This window comes from Nonomuraea sp. JJY05 (genome assembly GCF_043496855.1).
Classification (GTDB): domain Bacteria; phylum Actinomycetota; class Actinomycetes; order Streptosporangiales; family Streptosporangiaceae; genus Nonomuraea.
The window spans coordinates 142164-158885 of record NZ_JBIEIS010000010.1 but is presented as its reverse complement, the minus strand read 5'-3'; the positions used below and the strand labels follow the sequence as shown (position 1 = coordinate 158885).

Here is a 16722-nt window from a genome sequence, read left to right as displayed (position 1 = left end):
TCGCTGCCGCCCACGTCTTCGCAGGCCAGACCCGTGACAGGGGGTGAAACTTTCAGCGCAGGCAGGCCTCGAAGACCGCGGTCAGGCGGTCGACGTCGGCCGGGGTGGCCGGCTCGGGACCGAGGCGGCGGCGCATGGCGCCGATGCCGAGGAAGACCGCCGTGGCCATCCGCGCTCTGGCGTGGGCGTCCGGGCCGCCCAGTTGCTCCTCAAGAGGGTCGAGCAGCGCCGTGATCAGCCGCTCCCGGGCCACGGCCTGGATCTCCGGATCGCCGGCGGAGCGTTCGAGGGTGCGCAGGATCGGGCTCTCCGGCGGGTGCTCCATGCGCTCTGCCGCGTATTCCGCCAGGCGCCGCGGCAGGCTCTCGCGGTCGCCGCCGAACAGGTCTCTTATGGTCGGCTCCCCGTCCAGGACCGCGCCGAAGAGACCGGCCTTGGAGCCGAAGTAGCGGCCCACCAGGGCGATGTTGGCGTCCGCGGCAGCGGCGATCATGCGTACGGTCACCCGTTCGTATCCCTGCTCGCCGAAGAGCGTGCGGGCCGCACGAAGGATCCGCTCGCGGGTGGCCTCGCGGTCGCGGGGCCGGGCCTCAGACACCTGAGCTTCCACACCCTGAACTCTACTGAACACACCCCCACTTGCCGCGCGGCTAGTAAACAGGCGTATACTCAAGTTCGCAAAACTGTAGTAAGGGGATGTGGTGTCTTGGTAGCGCACGCTCAGGCCGCAGCCCCCGCGAGGCGGCAGTACACCCACCGCGAAATCCTCGAGGTCATGTCCGGGCTCATGCTCGCCATGCTCACGTCGATGATCTCGACCTCGGTGGTGGGCACGGCGCTGCCGACGATCGTGGGCGAGCTGGGCGGTCAGGATCAGTACTCATGGGTCGCCTCCGCGACCATGCTGACCATGACGGTGTCCACGCCGTTGTGGGGCAAGCTGTCCGACCTGTTCGGGCGGAAGCTGCTCTTCCAGACCGCGCTCGGGCTGTTCGTCGCGGCCTCTCTGGTGGCCGGTCTGTCGCAGAACATGGGACAGCTCATCGCGGCTCGGGCCGTACAGGGTCTTGGCGTGGGCGGTTTGTCGGCGCTCGCGCAGGTGATCCTGGGAGACATCGTGTCCCCGCGCGAGCGCGGCCGCTACTCCGGCTACATGGGGGCGGTCTTCGGGATCTCCACGGTCGCGGGGCCGCTGCTCGGCGGATTCCTGGTGGACACCGACTGGCTCGGATGGCGCTGGTGCTTCTACGTCGTGGTGCCGTTCGCCCTGGTGTCCTTCATCGTGATCCAGAAGGTGCTGAAGCTGCCGAAGATCAAGCGGAGCACCTCGATCGACATCTGGGGCGCGACGACGATCACGGCCAGCGCGAGCGCGCTCATGCTGCTGCTGACGCTGGGCGGCGTCGAGTTCGAGTGGAACTCGGTCTGGACGTACCTCCTGGCGGCGCTCAGCCTGCTGATGCTGGCCCTGGCGGTGCTGTCGGAGCGGACCGCGCGCAACCCGATCCTGCCGCCGCGGCTGTTCCGCAACCGTACGTTCGTGCTCACCGGCCTCGCCTCGCTGTTCGTCGGCATGGCGATGTTCGGCGCGATGATCTATCTGCCGCAGTACCTGCAGATCGTCAAGGGCCTCAGCCCCACCGAGTCCGGCCTGATGACGCTGCCCATGGTGGTGGCGCTGTTCCTGGCCGGCGTGATCTCGGGGAAGATCGTCACCCAGACCGGCCGGTGGAAGATCTTCCCGGTCGTGGGCCTGCTGGTCGTGGCGGTCGGGCTGTTCCTGCTGTCCCGGCTGCACGTGGACTCCAGCGAGTGGCTCATCGGCTTCGACGTGGCGGTGCTGGGCACCGGGCTCGGCCTGTCCATGCAGATGCTCATCCTGGCCGCCCAGAACGGCTCCGAACTGCGTGACATGGCCTCCACCACGTCCGGCGTGTCGTTCTTCCGCTCGCTGGGCGGCGCCGTCGGTGTGGCGGCCTTCGGCGCGATTCTGACGAACCGCCTCAAGGACGAGATAGCCGACATGCTCAGGGCGGCGCACATCGTGCTGCCCGGCGGCTCGAACGTCAAGCTCGGCAGCCCGAGCGCCATCCAGCAGCTGCCCGCGCCGATCAAGAACATCGTGCTGGAGGCGTTCACCAGGGGCCTGGAGACCGTGTTCATGGTGGGCGTGCCCATCGCGCTGCTCGGGTTCGTGGCGACGATCTTCCTCAAGGAGCTGCCGCTGCGCGGCTCCTCGACGCCGGCCCCGGCGCCGAATCCGCTGAGCAAGGACGACCTGGTCCTGGCCGGGCTGCTGCTCGAGCTGATCGCCCAGCGCATCGAGCGGACCAACGGCCAGCCGTCCGCCCTGCTCACCGCGGTCGCCAAGATGGCGCCACCGGACGACCGCCCGGAACGCGAGCGGGCCCGGTCCGTCGCCAAGAACGTGCTGCGGCCGACCTCGCGAGCCCTCATCGCGCAGGCCGCGCCCCCGCAGAAAGACCTCGTATCAGGAGGAATCTCACAGTGATTCGCAAGTTCGTGGGCGCCGTCGCGGCCGCCCTGGCCGTCCTGGCCGGGCTGTGGCTGATGATCGCCCCCTTCGCCCTGGGCACCCAGCCGGAGGACGCCGACTGGACGAACACCACCCAGTCGGAGTTCTTCACCGGCCTCGGCGTGGCCGTCGTGGGGCTCATCGGCGCGATCTGCTTCGTGCTGGCCATCTACGAGGAGCTCGTGGTGCGGGGCCTCGTGGTCGTCCGCCGGCGGCAGCCCGAGCCGGAGCCGGAGCCCGTGCCGGCGGCGCCCCAGGCGTCGTCCGCCGAGCTGGCGAGCCTGCTGGCCCCCCTCGTCGAGGCGCTGCGCGAGGACATGAACAACTCGGGTGAGCACCGCCGCAACGGCAAGGCTCCCCTGGTCGGAGTGGAGGACAACCGATGAAGGCCAAGCTGGGCGTCTGCGCCCTCGTCCTGCTGTTCCTCGCCGGCCTGTGGCTGGTCGCCGCGCCGTTCGCGGTCGGCTACCAGGCGAGGGGCGCGGCCTACGTCGACGCGACGGTCAACGACCTGTGGCTCGGCGGCTCGATCGCCGCGGTCTCGTTCGTGTCCCTGGTGATCTACGCGGCCGACGCCCTGCGCGAGCTGGCGCAGCGCGGCAAGCACGCCGACTCATAACGCGAGAAGTGCCGTGTTCGGCGGTGACACAGACCCCGGACGGGAGCCACTGACCGGCAGGCTCCCGGCCGGGCAGTTCGAGATCGGCAAGGACGGCGCCGGCCTGCTCGTGGTGGGCTTCGACGGATCGGGCCCGAGCCGCAACGCGCTCGCGTACGCGGCCGGGCTCGCCCGGCGGGACAACGCGGCGCTGCTCATCGCCTTCGTTGAATCGCTCAACAGCGCCGCGCTGTGGTTCTTCGCCGGGTCGCCGATCATCCCCGACGCGGCGGCCGACCTGACCGAGGACCTGCGGGACGAGCTGAGGGGCGCGGGCGTTCCCTGGCAGTTCGTCAGCATGCGCGGGGACGCGGTGCGCGAGCTGGAGACGCTGGCCAGCACCTACATGGCCGACGCCATCGTGGTGGGCCGCTCGCGTTCGTCCTGGCACGGCTCGGTGGCGGTCGGGCTGGCGAAACGGGCTCGCCGTACTGTGCTGATAGTGCCCTGAGCTGGTCGGACGTCGCATATGGTGGCGAGATGAAACGTGCTGCCGCCATGGCGTTCGTGGTGCTCGCTTCCGTTTCGTGCGGGACGGGCAAGCCTGCCGCCACGGGCTCCGTCCCCAAGGAGAGCGCTCCGGCTTTCGAGAGCCTCGACTCGCCCACGCCCTCGCCCTCGCCCACCACGGGCGCGCCCGGCTCGGCCGCGCCGCCGGCCTTCAGCGCCGAGATCTCGCGGCCGTCCCGCCAGCAGCTGCCGTACTCGTGGCGGCCCGGCTGCCCGGTCCACTACCGCGACCTGCGGCTGATCACGATGACGTACTGGGGCTTCGACGACAGGCCGCACACCGGGCAGCTGGTGGTGAACAAGGCGGTCACCGACGACATCGTGACGGTCTTCAGGAAGTTGTACGGCTGGCGCTGGCCCATCGAGCGGATGAAGCTGGTGGACGCGTACAAGGGTGACGACTTCGACTCGATCGAGGCCAACAACACCTCGGCCTTCAATTGCCGTCAAGCGACCGGATCCACCCATTGGTCCAAGCACGCCTACGGGCAGGCGATAGACGTCAATCCCATCCAGAACCCATATGTCACCGCAAGTGGTAGCACAGCGCACCAAGCATCCAAAAAGTTCACCAAACGCCCCATGAAGGGAAAGGGAGTAATAAATCCTGGTGACAAGGTAGTTAAGGCCTTTGACCAGGTTGGTTGGGAGTGGGGCGGCTACTGGTCAGGAGCCAGAGACCTGCAGCATTTCAGCAAGAGCGGAGGCTGAGAGAATCCCCCCATGGCGGCTAAGGACGGCGACGGCTGGATCGAGTGCTCCCAAGGCCACAGGCACTGGGGGCTGCACGGCGCCTCGGGGCTGCTCGTCGTGCACCACGACGAACTCGGCACGCCGTACGTGCTCATGCAGAAACGCTCCTGGTGGAGCCACCACGGCGGCACCTGGGGGCTGCCCGGCGGGGCGCGCGACAGCCACGAGGACGCCGTCGCCTCCGCCTTGCGAGAGGCCCGCGAGGAGGCGGCGCTCGCCGGCGACGGGCTGCGGGTGCAGGGCGTCTACCGCGACGATCACGGCGGGTGGGCATTCGAGACGGTGATCGCCGCCTCGCCCGAGCTGCTGGCCGCCGCCCCCGCCAACGGGGAGAGCAGCGAGATGCGCTGGCTCCCGCTACCGGAGGTGACCGGCCGGAAGCTGCATCCCGGTTTCGCCGCCACCTGGGACGAGGTCCAGGGGGAGATCAGTCCGGAGACCCTCGTGCTCGACGTGGCCAACATCGTGGGCGCGCGGGCCGAGCACGGCTGGTGGCGCGACCGGCTCGGCGCGGCGACCCGGCTGCTGGAGGCCGTCTCGAGGCTCAGGCTCACGCATCCGGTGCTGGCGCAGTGGTATCCGCGCGTCGTGGCGGTCGTGGAGGGCGCCGCCAGGAGCGCGCCGGAGCTGCCGGGGGTCCAGGTGGTCGCGGCCACCGGGAGCGGCGACGACGCGATCGTCGACGTGGTGCGCGGGGCCAAGCCGTGGGAACGGGTGCTCGTCGTCACCGCGGACCGGGCGCTGAAGGAACGCGTGCACGAGCTGGGCGCCGAGAGCGTGGGCCCGAAGTGGCTGCTCTCGCAGCTGACCGACTGACAGTGATGATGGAGATGAACGCTTCCGACCAGGGTTTGACCCACCGACTGACAGTGACTTCAGCGTTCGGCGGCGAGCACGACGTCGAAGGCGGCCTTCAGGCCCGTCACGTCGAGCACGCGCTGAAGCACGCCGTGCACCCCGACCAGGCGTAACGTACCGGCCTGGGCGGAAATGCGGCGCTGGTGCTCCACGAGCACCCACAGGCCGCTGGAGTCGCAGAACTCCAGCGCCTTCGCGTCGATGTCGACCCGCACGAGACCCTCGGCGAGCAGCTTGCCCAGACACTCCTTGAGCTGCGGCGCGGTGAGCTTGTCGAGGTCACCGTCGAGGCGGACGAGCGCTGCCGACCGGCCGCGCTCCACCTCAACGTTGAGATCCGCCACCTCCTGAACGTACACCCCTGTCACTGCAGCCGCTATCGTGGTTTCCGCACAGGAGGGTTCGCATAGTGGACGAGTGCAGCCGCCTTGAAAGCGGCCAGGTCAGCGATGGCCTCGTGGGTTCGAATCCCACACCCTCCGCTCACTGTCCGGCGAAACCGTCGCCCACGCAGGCGGCGAGCTGCAGATAGGCGTCCCTGGTCGGCTCCTGCAGCCGGTCGAGGTCGATCTCCGCGCCCTCCTCCAGATGCGGGTCGTACGGCACCCGGACCACCGCGCGGCACCTGGCGGCGAAGTGGGCCTCCAGCTTCTTGATGTCCACCGCCGACTTCGAGCGCGGCCGCACGCTGCACAGCACCACGGTCGCGTTCTTCACCAGGTCGGCGTAGTGGTGCGCCTCCAGCCAGTCGAGCGTCGCGGAGGCCGCCCTGGCACCGTCCACGGACGGGGAGCTGACCAGCACGATCTGGTCGGCCAGCCCGAGCACGCCGCCCATCGCGGAATGGAGCAGGCCGGTGCCGCAGTCGGTGATGCAGATCGAGTAGAAGTTCTCCAGCACCTGGGAGACGGCCTGGTAGTCGGCGCCGCTGAACGCCTCGGACACCGACGGGTCGCGGTCGGAGGCGAGCACCTCCAGCCGTGAGGGCGCCTGCGACGTGAACGCCCTGATGTCCACGTAGCGCTTGACCTGGTCACGCTCGTTGAGCAGGTCACGCACGGTGGCCGAGGTCTCCAGGACGAGCTTGTCGGACAGGGTGCCGCGATCGGGGTTGGCGTCCACGGCGATGACCCGGTCGCCGCGGACCTGGGCCAGGGTGGCGCCGAGGCCGACCGTGGTCGTGGTCTTGCCCACGCCGCCCTTCAGGCTCAGCACGGCCACGCGGTGGTGGCCGGCGGTGACCGGGGTGCGGGCCCTGCTGACCAGTTCGCGGCGGCGGCGGACCTCCGGGGGCTCGCCCGGCTTGATCCAGCCTCCCGACGCCTTGTAGATCAGGCGGCGCCAGCCCTTGGAGGGGGCGTTACGCCGTCCGCGTAGCAGGGACTCCGGGTCGAGGCTGTCGGCGGTCGGGCGGCCGGTGACCGGCGGCCGGGGCGGGGCGGTGAACACGGGGATCGGGGCAGGGCGGCGCCGCCGCTCCGCGGGCGGCGGGATCTCGCGCTCCGCGGGTCGCCACTCGGGCTGCTCGCTCCACTGCGCGGGCTCCTCCTGCTGGGCCGGCTCGGACCAGGAGGGACGCTCCTGCTGAGCGGGCTCCGACCACGGGGGACGCTCCTGCTGGGCCGGCTCGGACCAGGAGGACCGTTCCTGCGGGGCCGGCTCGGACCACGAAGGGCGCTCCTGTTGGACCGGCTCCGACCACGAAGTCCGTTCCCCACGCCGCTCCTCAGGCTCCGCGGGCTCGGCCTTCGGCCACGACGGCTCCGCGTCCTTCAGCCACGCCGGCTCCGCGTGCTCGCCCTTGGACCACGACGGCTCCGCCTGCTCGTCCTTCGCCCACGAGGGCTCCGCGGGCTCGTCCTTCGGCCGTGGGGGCTCGGGGCGCTCGGGCTCCTGCGTGGTGGCCGGCTCCGACCACTTGGGAGGCTGGATCGTCGGGAGGGTGTCGGACGGCTCCGGCCACTGCGGGCGCTCGTTCTTCGGAGAGGTGGCCGCCGAAACGGACTCGTCGTCCTTCTTCTCCTCGGCAGGCTCGGCTTCCACCGCCTCCGCCCGGGCGCTCTCCTTCTCCGGCTCGTCGCGAGGCGGCTCGGGCGCCCGTGCCCACTCGGGCACGGACGTCCAGGACGTGTCCTGCGTCTCCTGCTCCGACGTCTCGGGCGGGGTGAACGACAGCGCGTACGTGTCGGTGTCGTCGGGCCGCGGCAGCGGCTTCAACGGAGCGTGGAACGGGTCGTCCTCGCGCACGGAGCTCGGTGGAGTGGCCGGTGGCTCCTTCGTGGCCGCGCTGGCCGTGCCGAGCCACTCTGCGGCCTCCATCTCACCGTCGGGCAGGTCCTCGGCCGCCGCGGCGCCGTACACGGAGTCGACGGCCGCGCGGAACAGCGGCGGCGTCGGCGTGTCGGGCTGCGTGGGGACCATCCGCCACGGGTCCTGGGGGTACGGCGAGGCGACCGGCTCGTCGGCAGCCGCGGTCGAGGCGCTGACAGAGACGGGAGCCTCTTCCGTCTCCTTGATCGCGTCGAGCCACGCCAGCTGCTCCTCGAGCGATTCCTCTCGATCGTGTCTTGCCACCGTGTTCCCCCTCGGGTGGGTCTAAAGGGGCAGCAAATACCTTGCAGATTAACGCCATGGGCAACCACACAGCTCGGCAACCCACAACTTCTTTGCCCGGCTACCGTAGTTCGCATGCGAGCCATTGAGATCGCCGAGCCGGGCGGACCAGAGGTGCTTCAGTGGCGTGAGGTGCCCGACCCCCGGGTCGAGCGGGGAGAGGTCCTCATCGACGTGGCCGCTTCGGCGGTCAACAGGGCCGATGTCCTGCAACGGCAGGGGTTCTACGAGCCTCCGCCCGGCGCGTCGCCCTATCCGGGGCTGGAGGTCTCCGGCGTGGTGGCCGAGGTCGGCGCGGACGTCGAGCAGTTCAAACCTGGTGACCAGGTGTGCGCGCTGCTCGCGGGCGGCGGTTACGCTGAGCGCGTAGCGGTTCCGTGGGAGCAGGTCATGCCGGTGCCGGACGGTGTGCCGCTGGTGGAGGCCGCCGGTCTGCCGGAGGTGGCGTGCACGGTGTGGTCCAACGTGTTCATGATCGGGCGACTGCGCAGGGGCGAGACGCTGCTGGTGCACGGTGGGGCCAGCGGGATCGGCACGTTCGCCGTGCAGCTGGCCAAGGCGCTCGGCTCGCAGGTCGCCGCGACGGTCGGCTCGGCGGCCAAGGGCGAGCGGGTCAGGGAGCTGGGCGCGGACGAGGTCATCAACTATCGCGAGGAAGACTTCGCCGACAAAGTACGCGCGGATGTCATCCTCGACATCATGGGCGCCAAATACCTGGCCGGAAACGTCCGGGCGCTCCGCACCGGCGGCCGGCTGGTGATCATCGGGCTGCAGGGCGGCCGCAAGGGCGAGATCGACCTGGGGGCCCTGCTCGCCAAGCGCGCCTCGGTGCACGCGACCGCGCTCCGCTCCCGTCCGGTGGACGAGAAGGGGGCGATCGTCCGTAGTGTTGTGGACAACGTCTGGCCCCTGGTCAGCGCCGGGGCCGTGGGGCCTGTGGTGCACGCGAAACTGCCGATGTCCGAGGCCGCCGAAGCCCACCGAATGTTGGATTCGGGGGAGCACGTCGGCAAGATCCTGCTAGTACGGTGAGTGTTATGAATGCTGAGGACAACAACACCCCTCACATCGTGGTGGTGGGCCCTGACTTCCAAGGTCAGGGCGATAGCGGCGAAGAGGATCGATCGGTCACCAACCTGGTCGAGCAGCCCGCCAAGGTGATGCGCATCGGCAGCATGATCCGGCAGCTCCTCGACGAGGTCAGGGCCGCGCCCCTCGACGAGGCCAGCCGCAAGCGGCTGAAGGACATCCACGCGTCCTCCATCAAGGAGCTCGAGGACGGCCTGGCTCCCGAGCTGGTCGACGAGCTGGAGCGGCTGTCCCTGCCGTTCACCGAGGAGAACGGCGCGCCGCCGAGCGAGGCGGAGCTGCGCATCGCGCACGCCCAGTTGGTCGGCTGGCTCGAAGGGTTGTTCCACGGCATCCAGACCACGCTGTTCGCGCAGCAGATGGCGGCGCGGGCCCAGCTGGAGCAGATGCGCAGGGCGCTGCCCGGCGTGCCGCAGGGGGACGACCAGCACCGGCCGCCCGGCGGCTCCGGCCCCTACCTGTAGTGGTTCCGGATAGCCGCCAGCCGCGGCTATCCGTAGAGCCGCTCGATCACCTGGGCGACGCCGTCGTCGTCGTTGGCCGCGGTCACGTGGTCGACGGCCGCGAGCACGTCCGGATGTGCGTTGGCGACCGCGTACGACGTGCCTGCCCAGCTCAGCATGGGCAGGTCGTTCGGCATGTCACCGAACGCGACCACCTCCGAGGGCTTGATCTCGTGCTGCCCGGCGAGCGCCGCCAGGGCCGTGGCCTTCGTCACACCCTGGGCGCTCATCTCGATCAGGCCCCTGCGACTGGAGTGGGTCGCGGTCACCAGATGGCCCACCAGCGCCTCCACGGTGGCCTGCAGCTCGTCCGCGTTCATCCCGGGGTGCAGGGCCAGCAGCTTGGCGCACGGACGCGCCGTCACGGAGTCGACGCATGCCGTTAGGGCCCCCCTGTCCAGGCCGCCCAGGAGGAATTCGGACTCATGCGCAAAACCCGCTTCATACTCGACCGAAAATACGAGATCCGACACGTTCGCTCTTAGCTGATCCACGACTTCCTCGAGCACATCGACCGTGATCAGGTGAGATTCAACTATCTGTTCGGTATGGAGGTCGTAGATCAGTGCTCCGTTCGCACAGATTGCGAGCCCACGGTGACGTACGGCACCCGCGACCCCGCCCATCCACCGGGGCGGCCGCCCCGTCACGAACACGAGCACAGCGCCGGATTCCTCGACTCTGCCGAAGGCCGCCACTGTGCGGGGAGACACCGTTCCGTCAGTACGCAACGCGGTGCCGTCGAGGTCGGTGGCCACAAGACGGGGCGCGGGAAGGCTCTGCATAACAGGTTCCAGTTTGCCCGGTGATGCCGCCTGACAGAAATCTTCGTAGCTACGGGAACACCAACGCGCCAGAATGGTGTTAGATGTGATGGCGTTGTATTAGCTGATCCCGTAGTGAAAACCAGCATGACTTTGTCTGAGCCACCCCGGGTGCTTGCTGTACGACACACCGGGACCCACGAGGTGTGGGTCCCATAGATTCACATCCTGAGGGAGAGCTTTTATGGCTCAGGGAACCGTCAAGTGGTTCAACGCCGAGAAGGGCTTCGGCTTCATCGCCCCGGACGGCGGTGCGCCGGACGTGTTCGTGCACTTCTCCGAGATTCAAGGCAGTGGCTACCGCAGCCTTGAAGACGGTCAGCGGGTCGAGTTCGAGATCACGCAGGGCCAGAAGGGGCCGCAGGCCTCCCAGGTCCGCGCCATCTGACCTTGTAGCAGCGAGACAGGCCGGGGTTCGCTTCCAGCGGGCCTCGGTCTTTTGCTTGTTCCGGGTTGGTCACGGCCGCGAACCTTCTGGGCTTCGCGGCCATCCACCTCTACATGAGGTACGCCTGGTTATGTCACCCCGTGACCGTTGCCGGGGTGTTCGTGCTCTTCATCAACGACCACCTGCTCAAACAGGTCTGGCCCGGGCCGGTCACGGGCAAGCTCAGCGACGTCGCGGGACTGGTCGTCGCCCCCGCGCTGGTGGCCCTGCTCTTCTGGCGGCGGGCCGATCTGGCGGCCACCGTGCTGACCGGGGTGCTCTTCACGCTCGTGAAAGCCACGGAGACGGGCGCTGAGCTGGCTTCCCATGTCTGGACCCTCGTGGCGGGCCCATCGCGCGTCCTGGCCGATCCCACGGACCTCCTCGCCCTGCCCGCGCTCGCCCTGGCCTGGTGGGTACGCCGCCGCAGCCTGGAGTCGTACTCCGCGCGCTGGCGCGTGATCGTCACGATGCCGCTGGCCGTACTGGCGGTGACGGCCACGGCGGCCGCGCCCAGGCCCACCGCCAGCTCCGTCAACGTGGAAGGGGACTCGATCGTCGTCCACGTGCGGGACGGCCTCACCCAGATCTCCGACGACGGCGGGGTCACCTGGGAGGAGGACGGCGGCGCGTGGGAGAGCAGACCGCTGCAGAGCGCCGCCTGCGTCCCCATGCAGGCGACCCGGTGCTATCGGGTGGTGCCCGACCGGGTGGCCGTCGAGCAGTCCGACGACGGCGGCAAGACCTGGGGCCCGTCCTGGGCGCTCACCGCGGACGACCGCGAGCGGCTCACCCGGCGCTACCCGTCCTGGGCCGGCCGGCACTCGATGGCGCTGGCCGTGCAGGCCCGGCCGGGCGGGCACGTCGTGGTCGTCGCGAACGGCCTGGACGGCATCCTGGTCCGCGACGTGTCCGGCAAGTGGCGGCGCGTCGACCTGCCCGGCTCGCCGGAGGCCGGCGCCGTGGACCTGACGCCGGAGCGCAACGTGGCGATCTTCCTGGCCGTGTGCATGCTGTTCGGCGGAGCCGCAGCGGGGCTGCACCGCTACCAGCGCGGGTACATCGGCTCCGCCGCGGCCGCCGGCCTCGGTCTCTTCACCGCGCTCAGCACCCCCGATACGATCTCCAGCGAGCTCGCGGTGGTCCTGACCCTGCTCGGGGTGCTCGCGACCCTGGCGGGCGCGGTGGTGTGCCTCGTGCTGGCGGTGGCCGGCCGGGCGCGGCCCACTCCCGCGGCCATCGGGGTGCTGGCGGCCCCACTCGTGTACATGACCGTCTACACGCCCTTCTACGGCTGGTCGAAGGGCGCCCCGGGCGCGTACTGGGCCGCCGTCGCCCTGGCCGTGCTGCTGACCGGCCTGGTCGTGCTCGCGGGCGCCGTCCTCGTCAGGTACGACGCCCGCCGCGCCTACTTGGACGGCTCCAGCACGTCGAGGCCCACGTAGGGCCGCAGCGCCTTGGGAACCACCACGGAGCCGTCGGCCTGCTGGTGGTTCTCCAGGATCGCCACGATCCACCGGGTCGTGGCGAGCGTGCCGTTGAGCGTGGCCAGGTGCTGCGGCTTGCCGTCCTTGTCGCGGTAGCGGACGGCGAGCCGGCGGGCCTGGAACTCCGTGCAGTTGGAGGTCGAGGTCAGCTCGCGGTAGCGGCCCTGGGTCGGGATCCACGCCTCGCAGTCGAACTTGCGGGCCGCCGACATGCCGAGGTCTCCCGCCGCCGTGTCGATGATCCGGTAGGGCACCTCGATCTTGGCCATCATCTCCTTCTCCCAGGCGAGCAGGCGCAGGTGCTCCTCGTGGGCCTCTTCAGGGCGCACGTACGAGAACATCTCGACCTTGTCGAACTGGTGGACGCGGATGATGCCCCTGGTGTCCTTGCCGTACGAGCCGGCCTCGCGGCGGAAGCACGACGACCAGCCCGCGTAGCGCAGCGGCAGGTCGCCTCCGTCGAGGATCTCCTGGGCGTGGTAGCCGGCCAGCGAGACCTCCGAGGTGCCGACGAGGTAGAGGTCGTCCTCGGGGAGGCGGTAGATCTCCTTGTCGTGGGCCACGTGGAAGCCGGTGCCCTGCATGGTCTCCGGCTTGACGAGCACCGGCGTGATCATCGGGGTGAACCCGGCCTCGATGGCCTGCTGCATGGCCATGTTGAGCAGGCCGAGCTGCAGGCGGGCGCCGACGCCCTTGAGGAAGAAGAACCGCGAGCCGGACACCTTGGCGCCCCGCTCCATGTCGATGGCGCCGAGGGCCTCGCCGAGCTCCAGGTGGTCCTTGGGCTCGAAGTCGAACTGGCGCGGCTCGCCATGGGTCTCGAGGACCACGTAGTCGTCCTCGCCGCCCTCCGGCGCGCCCTCCTCGACGATGTTGGGCACCGCCTGGACGAGCTCGTCGAGCTCGCCCGTCAGCTTCTCCGCCTCGGCCTCGGCGGCCTTGACCTGGCCGGCGAGGTCCTTGGCCCGCTGGAGCAGCGCGGCCTTCTCCTCGCCCTGCGCCTTGGAGACCGACTTGCCCATGCTCTTCTGCTCGGCGCGCAGAGACTCGAACGAGGTCAGCGCGGATCGGCGGCGCTCGTCCAGGTCGAGCAGCGTGTCGACGACGGAGTCGTCCTCACCGCGGGCACGCTGCGACGCCCGTAGCCGGTCGGGATCCTCACGAAGAGTACGCAGGTCAATCACAAGCCAAAGGCTACCGGCGCTGGGTAGCAGCCCGCCCCCGTATTACCGCGTACACGCTGACTCGATCCGTCACCGCCCCAGACCAACACCCCGGCTCGGCCCGCCGTCGCCTCAGACCTGGCCCGCGCGGACCCGGGCGAGCCAGCCGCCCGCCTCGGCGAACTCGGGATCCGACGTACCCCGCTTGATCTGCGGCGCGATGCCGTCGGCACGCGGGTAGCTGCCGAGGAAGCGCACCTCGCCGCAGATGCGGTGGAGCCCGGCGAGGGCCTCCCCGACCCGGGCGTCGGCCACGTGCCCCTCGAAGTCGAAGTGGAAGAAGTAGCGCCCGATGCCGTCACCGGTCGGCCGCGACTCGATGCGCGTCAGGTTGACCCCGCGTACGGAGAACTCCGTCAGCATCTCCAGCAGCGCGCCCGGGTGGTCGTCGGCGAGGAAGACGACCAGCGTGGTGCGGTCGGAGCCGGTCGGCTCGGGCAGCGGACCGGGCCGGCCCACCCGCACGAACCTCGTCACGGTGTCGGACCTGTCGCCGATGTCCGTGGCCAGCTCCACCAGCCCGTAGTGCTCGCCGGCGATGCGGGCGGCGATGGCGGCGTCGTACGGCGAGCCGGGCAGCGAGACCTCCTGGGCCGCCGCCGCGGTCGAGGGCGCGGCCACCACGACGGCGTCGGGCAGCTCGCGCGCGATGAAGGCGCGGCACTGGGTGATGGCCGCGGGATGCGTGTAGACCCGCTTGATGTGGGGGATCTCGGTGCCGGGCCGGGCCAGCAGCGAGAACTGCACCGGCAGCAGCAGCTCGGCCGTGATCAGCAGCGGCTCGCCCCACGCGAACTCGTCGAGCGTCGTGGTGATCGCGCCCTCGATGGAGTTCTCCAGCGGCACGACGGCGCCGTCGGCCTCGCCGCTGCGGGCGGCGTTGAGCGCGGCGGGCACGTTGGCGCAGGGCAGGCGCTCGGCCGTGGGGTCGAGGAGCCGCAGGGCCTCTTCGGTGAAGGTGCCTTCCGGTCCGAGATAGGCGAGTCTGGGCATGCATCCAGAGTATCCGCAGGTGGACGCCCCCGCCCCCCTTTCAGCCAGGGACGTACATCGGAGAACGCCTCCCAGCACCACGCCCCTTCCCTCCAGGGACGCGCCGACGGAACACCCCGCCTCCCCGCACCACAGACCCGCGCCCCCTTCCACCAAGGGACGCGCATCGGAGGATGCCTCCCAGCGCCACGAACCCGCGCCCCCTTTCACGCAGCAACGCGCCAACGGGACACCCCGCCTCCCGGCACCACGGACCCGCGTCTCCTCCGCCCAGGGCCGGGCCGCTGACAGCGGTCCCGACTGTTGCACGAGCACGAGAACCAGCACGAGCACGAGCCCGTCCGCGCCCGCGACGTGTCCGCTTACAGCGGTCCCGACGCCCGGGACAGGATCATCGGCCCGAGCCCCAGCCTGGCCGCCCGCACCGCCTCCTCCTCCTCGGGCGACAGCGGCTCCCGCCCTTTCCCGCCCACCACGGGCCGCACGTACGTACGGGTCTCGCTGCGCCCGTTGATCGAGGTGAGCACGATGCCGTCACCCAGCCCGTTGATCATCGCGACCGAGAACGACAGCCGCCCGGTCATCTCGGAGAGCGCGTCGTATCGGCAGACGGCCACGTCCCTGATGGCCTTGAGATCGCCCATGCCCTCGCTGGTCTGCCGGGCGAGCATCCGCTGGCACTCCTCCACCGCCGCTCTGGCCTGCCGGAGCGACAGATACCCGATGAATACGCCGCTGACTCCGGCGACGACGCCCACGATGACCCATGTGGTAACGAGCACGGCACAGAGGGTAACGGCTCGGTCATGCGATCCGACGCCGTTTCGGCAACCAGGACGCCAACAACCACACGAGGGCCAGCGCCCCGAGCCCGAACCCGTTCTGGACGATCTTCCCCAGCACCAGGCTGACCCCCGGGATGTCGGCCGCCTTCAACGAGACGCCCCACCAGGGGATCGGCAGCACGTAATAGAGCCACACGCCAGCCGCCACCCGCAGCCTGACCGGATCGCGCCCGTCGCCCACGATCGCGCCGAGCACCACGACCACCCAGGCGAGGTGGTGGATCCAGGCGACGGGCGAGAGCAGCACGGCCATGAGCCCGACGAGGGCGACCGCGGTGAGATGGTCATTCGCCCGGTACGCGTCCCGCGCGCCGCGGAACCCGTACCACCCGACCACCGCCACGATCACCAGCCAGATCGCGGACGTCGCCGTCTCGGGCAGATAAAGCCGGATCAGCATGCCGCGGATCGACTGGTTGGTGGTGCCCGCGTTCGAGCCGAGGCGGTTCGGATCGAGCAGCGCCGAGAACCAGAACTGCGACGCGTCCCGCGGGATCACCGCGAACGGCAGCAGCGTGAGCACCGCCGTCGTGAACGCCGCCATGAAGAACGTCCGCCACTGCCGCGTGACCAGCAGATAAATCAGGAAGACGCCCGGCGTCAGCTTCACGGCCGTGGCCAGCCCGATCAGGAACCCCCGGGGCCACCAGGGCCGCTTCACCACGCAGTCGGCCAGGCACAATGCGACCAGCAGAATGTCCACCTGCCCGAACCGCACCTGGTCCCTGATCGGCATCAGGTAGGTGCAGGCCACCAAGAGCACCGAGAACACCCAGGGCACGTACTTCCTGAGCGCCTGCCTGAACGACAGCCACACGGTCACGGCCAGCGCCGCGAATATCCCGGCCGTCCAGACCCACTGGGCCGTCCCCCACGACATCTCGGCCAGCGCCACGGCCAACATCGCCGCGACGGGCGGATACGTGAACGGCAACAACTGGGGGGCGGGTGTGACAAAGTCGTACACCGGCCGGCCCTCGAGCAGCATCTGGCCCCCGGTACGGTAAACGTCCAGGTCAACCAGCCGCTGGTCGTCCGCATTGGTGAGCCACATGACCACCAGGGGCGCCACGGCCGCCGCGACCACGAGCACCACGACCGCCCACGCCCACCACTGCCGCCGTACCACCCGCACCTCGCCACTTGTCACGATGTGGCACGTTACCGTGGCTGTTGTTGATCGAGGGCAAACAATGGGGGTCCGTACATGCCACACGCCACGCCCAGTCGGGACGGCGCCCACCCCGTACACCCCACCCCCACCACCACACCCACGGCCGATTACGCCGCCCCAGCCCTCGGCTCAAAACCCCCCACGGGCACGGCCGCCCACGCTGCCACTCACGCAGCCGCAGACGCCGCCCGGCATGCCGCCGCAGACGCCGTCCAGCACGCCGCCACTC

18 protein-coding genes and 1 tRNA gene are annotated in these 16722 nt (G+C 70.0%); 11 read left to right on the top strand and 8 right to left on the bottom strand.

Going from position 1 to position 16722, the window contains the following annotated elements; genetic code table 11:
• Positions 1-52: 52 nt before the first annotated feature.
• Positions 53-610, bottom strand: a complete 558-nt coding sequence (locus tag ACFKCF_RS17615; protein WP_394494777.1) for a TetR family transcriptional regulator — start codon at positions 608-610, stop codon at positions 53-55.
• 165 nt (positions 611-775) lie between these two features.
• Here ACFKCF_RS17615 and ACFKCF_RS17610 point away from each other — a divergent pair, with 165 nt between their 5' ends.
• The 6 genes from ACFKCF_RS17610 to ACFKCF_RS17585 are packed head-to-tail and all read left to right on the top strand — an operon-like array spanning position 776 to position 5273.
• Positions 776-2512, top strand: a complete 1737-nt coding sequence (locus tag ACFKCF_RS17610; protein ID WP_394494775.1) for an MDR family MFS transporter — start codon at positions 776-778, stop codon at positions 2510-2512.
• A complete protein-coding gene (locus ACFKCF_RS17605; protein WP_394494774.1) occupies positions 2509-2922 on the top strand; it encodes a hypothetical protein in 414 nt (137 codons plus the stop codon). The genes ACFKCF_RS17610 and ACFKCF_RS17605 overlap by 4 nt, the downstream gene beginning before the upstream one ends.
• Positions 2919-3155 (top strand): hypothetical protein, encoded by a 237-nt coding sequence (locus ACFKCF_RS17600; RefSeq protein WP_394494773.1) that lies wholly within the window; start codon positions 2919-2921, stop codon positions 3153-3155. Before ACFKCF_RS17605 ends, ACFKCF_RS17600 begins: the two co-directional genes overlap by 4 nt.
• A gap of 13 nt (positions 3156-3168) precedes the next feature.
• Positions 3169-3645, top strand: coding sequence for a universal stress protein (locus ACFKCF_RS17595; RefSeq protein ID WP_394494771.1), 477 nt, complete (start codon positions 3169-3171; stop codon positions 3643-3645).
• A 29-nt stretch (positions 3646-3674) separates the two neighbouring features.
• The gene (locus ACFKCF_RS17590; protein ID WP_394494769.1) at positions 3675-4415 is read left to right on the top strand and encodes a M15 family metallopeptidase; all 741 of its coding nucleotides are present in this window, start codon (positions 3675-3677) and stop codon (positions 4413-4415) included.
• A 12-nt stretch (positions 4416-4427) separates the two neighbouring features.
• Positions 4428-5273 carry an NUDIX domain-containing protein gene (locus ACFKCF_RS17585; protein ID WP_394494767.1) on the top strand — a complete coding sequence of 282 codons (846 nt, stop codon included), beginning with the start codon at positions 4428-4430 and terminating at the stop codon, positions 5271-5273.
• A gap of 59 nt (positions 5274-5332) precedes the next feature.
• Here ACFKCF_RS17585 and ACFKCF_RS17580 read toward each other — a convergent pair whose 3' ends face one another.
• On the bottom strand, positions 5333-5659 hold the full coding sequence (locus tag ACFKCF_RS17580; protein WP_394494766.1) for an STAS domain-containing protein: 327 nt from the start codon (positions 5657-5659) through the stop codon (positions 5333-5335).
• Positions 5660-5710: 51 nt separating this feature from the next.
• Between ACFKCF_RS17580 and ACFKCF_RS17575 the strand changes: the two genes are divergently transcribed.
• Positions 5711-5797, top strand: a tRNA-Ser gene (locus ACFKCF_RS17575).
• 1 nt (position 5798) lies between these two features.
• Here the strand turns inward: ACFKCF_RS17575 and ACFKCF_RS17570 are convergent.
• The gene (locus ACFKCF_RS17570; protein WP_394494764.1) at positions 5799-7889 is read right to left on the bottom strand and encodes an AAA family ATPase; all 2091 of its coding nucleotides are present in this window, start codon (positions 7887-7889) and stop codon (positions 5799-5801) included.
• A 114-nt stretch (positions 7890-8003) separates the two neighbouring features.
• Between ACFKCF_RS17570 and ACFKCF_RS17565 the strand changes: the two genes are divergently transcribed.
• Together ACFKCF_RS17565 and ACFKCF_RS17560 are read left to right on the top strand one after the other, a co-directional pair.
• The gene (locus ACFKCF_RS17565; RefSeq protein ID WP_394494762.1) at positions 8004-8960 is read left to right on the top strand and encodes an NAD(P)H-quinone oxidoreductase; all 957 of its coding nucleotides are present in this window, start codon (positions 8004-8006) and stop codon (positions 8958-8960) included.
• A gap of 5 nt (positions 8961-8965) precedes the next feature.
• Positions 8966-9481 carry a bacterial proteasome activator family protein gene (locus ACFKCF_RS17560; protein ID WP_192789222.1) on the top strand — a complete coding sequence of 172 codons (516 nt, stop codon included), beginning with the start codon at positions 8966-8968 and terminating at the stop codon, positions 9479-9481.
• A 26-nt stretch (positions 9482-9507) separates the two neighbouring features.
• Here the strand turns inward: ACFKCF_RS17560 and ACFKCF_RS17555 are convergent, their stop codons facing one another.
• Positions 9508-10305, bottom strand: coding sequence for an HAD family hydrolase (locus tag ACFKCF_RS17555; RefSeq protein WP_394494761.1), 798 nt, complete (start codon positions 10303-10305; stop codon positions 9508-9510).
• Positions 10306-10528: 223 nt separating this feature from the next.
• Here ACFKCF_RS17555 and ACFKCF_RS17550 point away from each other — a divergent pair, with 223 nt between their 5' ends.
• Positions 10529-10732 carry a cold-shock protein gene (locus ACFKCF_RS17550; protein ID WP_093173019.1) on the top strand — a complete coding sequence of 68 codons (204 nt, stop codon included), beginning with the start codon at positions 10529-10531 and terminating at the stop codon, positions 10730-10732.
• Positions 10733-10872: 140 nt separating this feature from the next.
• Positions 10873-12216, top strand: coding sequence for a hypothetical protein (locus ACFKCF_RS17545; RefSeq protein ID WP_394494759.1), 1344 nt, complete (start codon positions 10873-10875; stop codon positions 12214-12216).
• On the opposite strand, the gene serS is transcribed toward ACFKCF_RS17545, so the two are convergent.
• The 4 genes from serS to ACFKCF_RS17525 all read right to left on the bottom strand — a co-directional run bounded on the left by serS (position 12180) and on the right by ACFKCF_RS17525 (position 16469).
• The gene (serS, locus tag ACFKCF_RS17540) at positions 12180-13442 is read right to left on the bottom strand and encodes a serine--tRNA ligase (RefSeq protein ID WP_394494757.1); all 1263 of its coding nucleotides are present in this window, start codon (positions 13440-13442) and stop codon (positions 12180-12182) included. The genes ACFKCF_RS17545 and serS overlap by 37 nt on opposite strands.
• A 111-nt stretch (positions 13443-13553) precedes the next feature.
• A complete protein-coding gene (pheA, locus tag ACFKCF_RS17535; RefSeq protein ID WP_394494755.1) occupies positions 13554-14474 on the bottom strand; it encodes a prephenate dehydratase in 921 nt (306 codons plus the stop codon).
• 362 nt (positions 14475-14836) lie between these two features.
• Complete coding sequence (locus ACFKCF_RS17530) at positions 14837-15256, bottom strand: DUF4446 family protein (protein WP_394494753.1); 420 nt, start codon at positions 15254-15256, stop codon at positions 14837-14839.
• Positions 15257-15278: 22 nt separating this feature from the next.
• Positions 15279-16469 (bottom strand): glycosyltransferase 87 family protein, encoded by a 1191-nt coding sequence (locus tag ACFKCF_RS17525; protein ID WP_394494752.1) that lies wholly within the window; start codon positions 16467-16469, stop codon positions 15279-15281.
• Positions 16470-16722 lie beyond the last annotated feature (253 nt).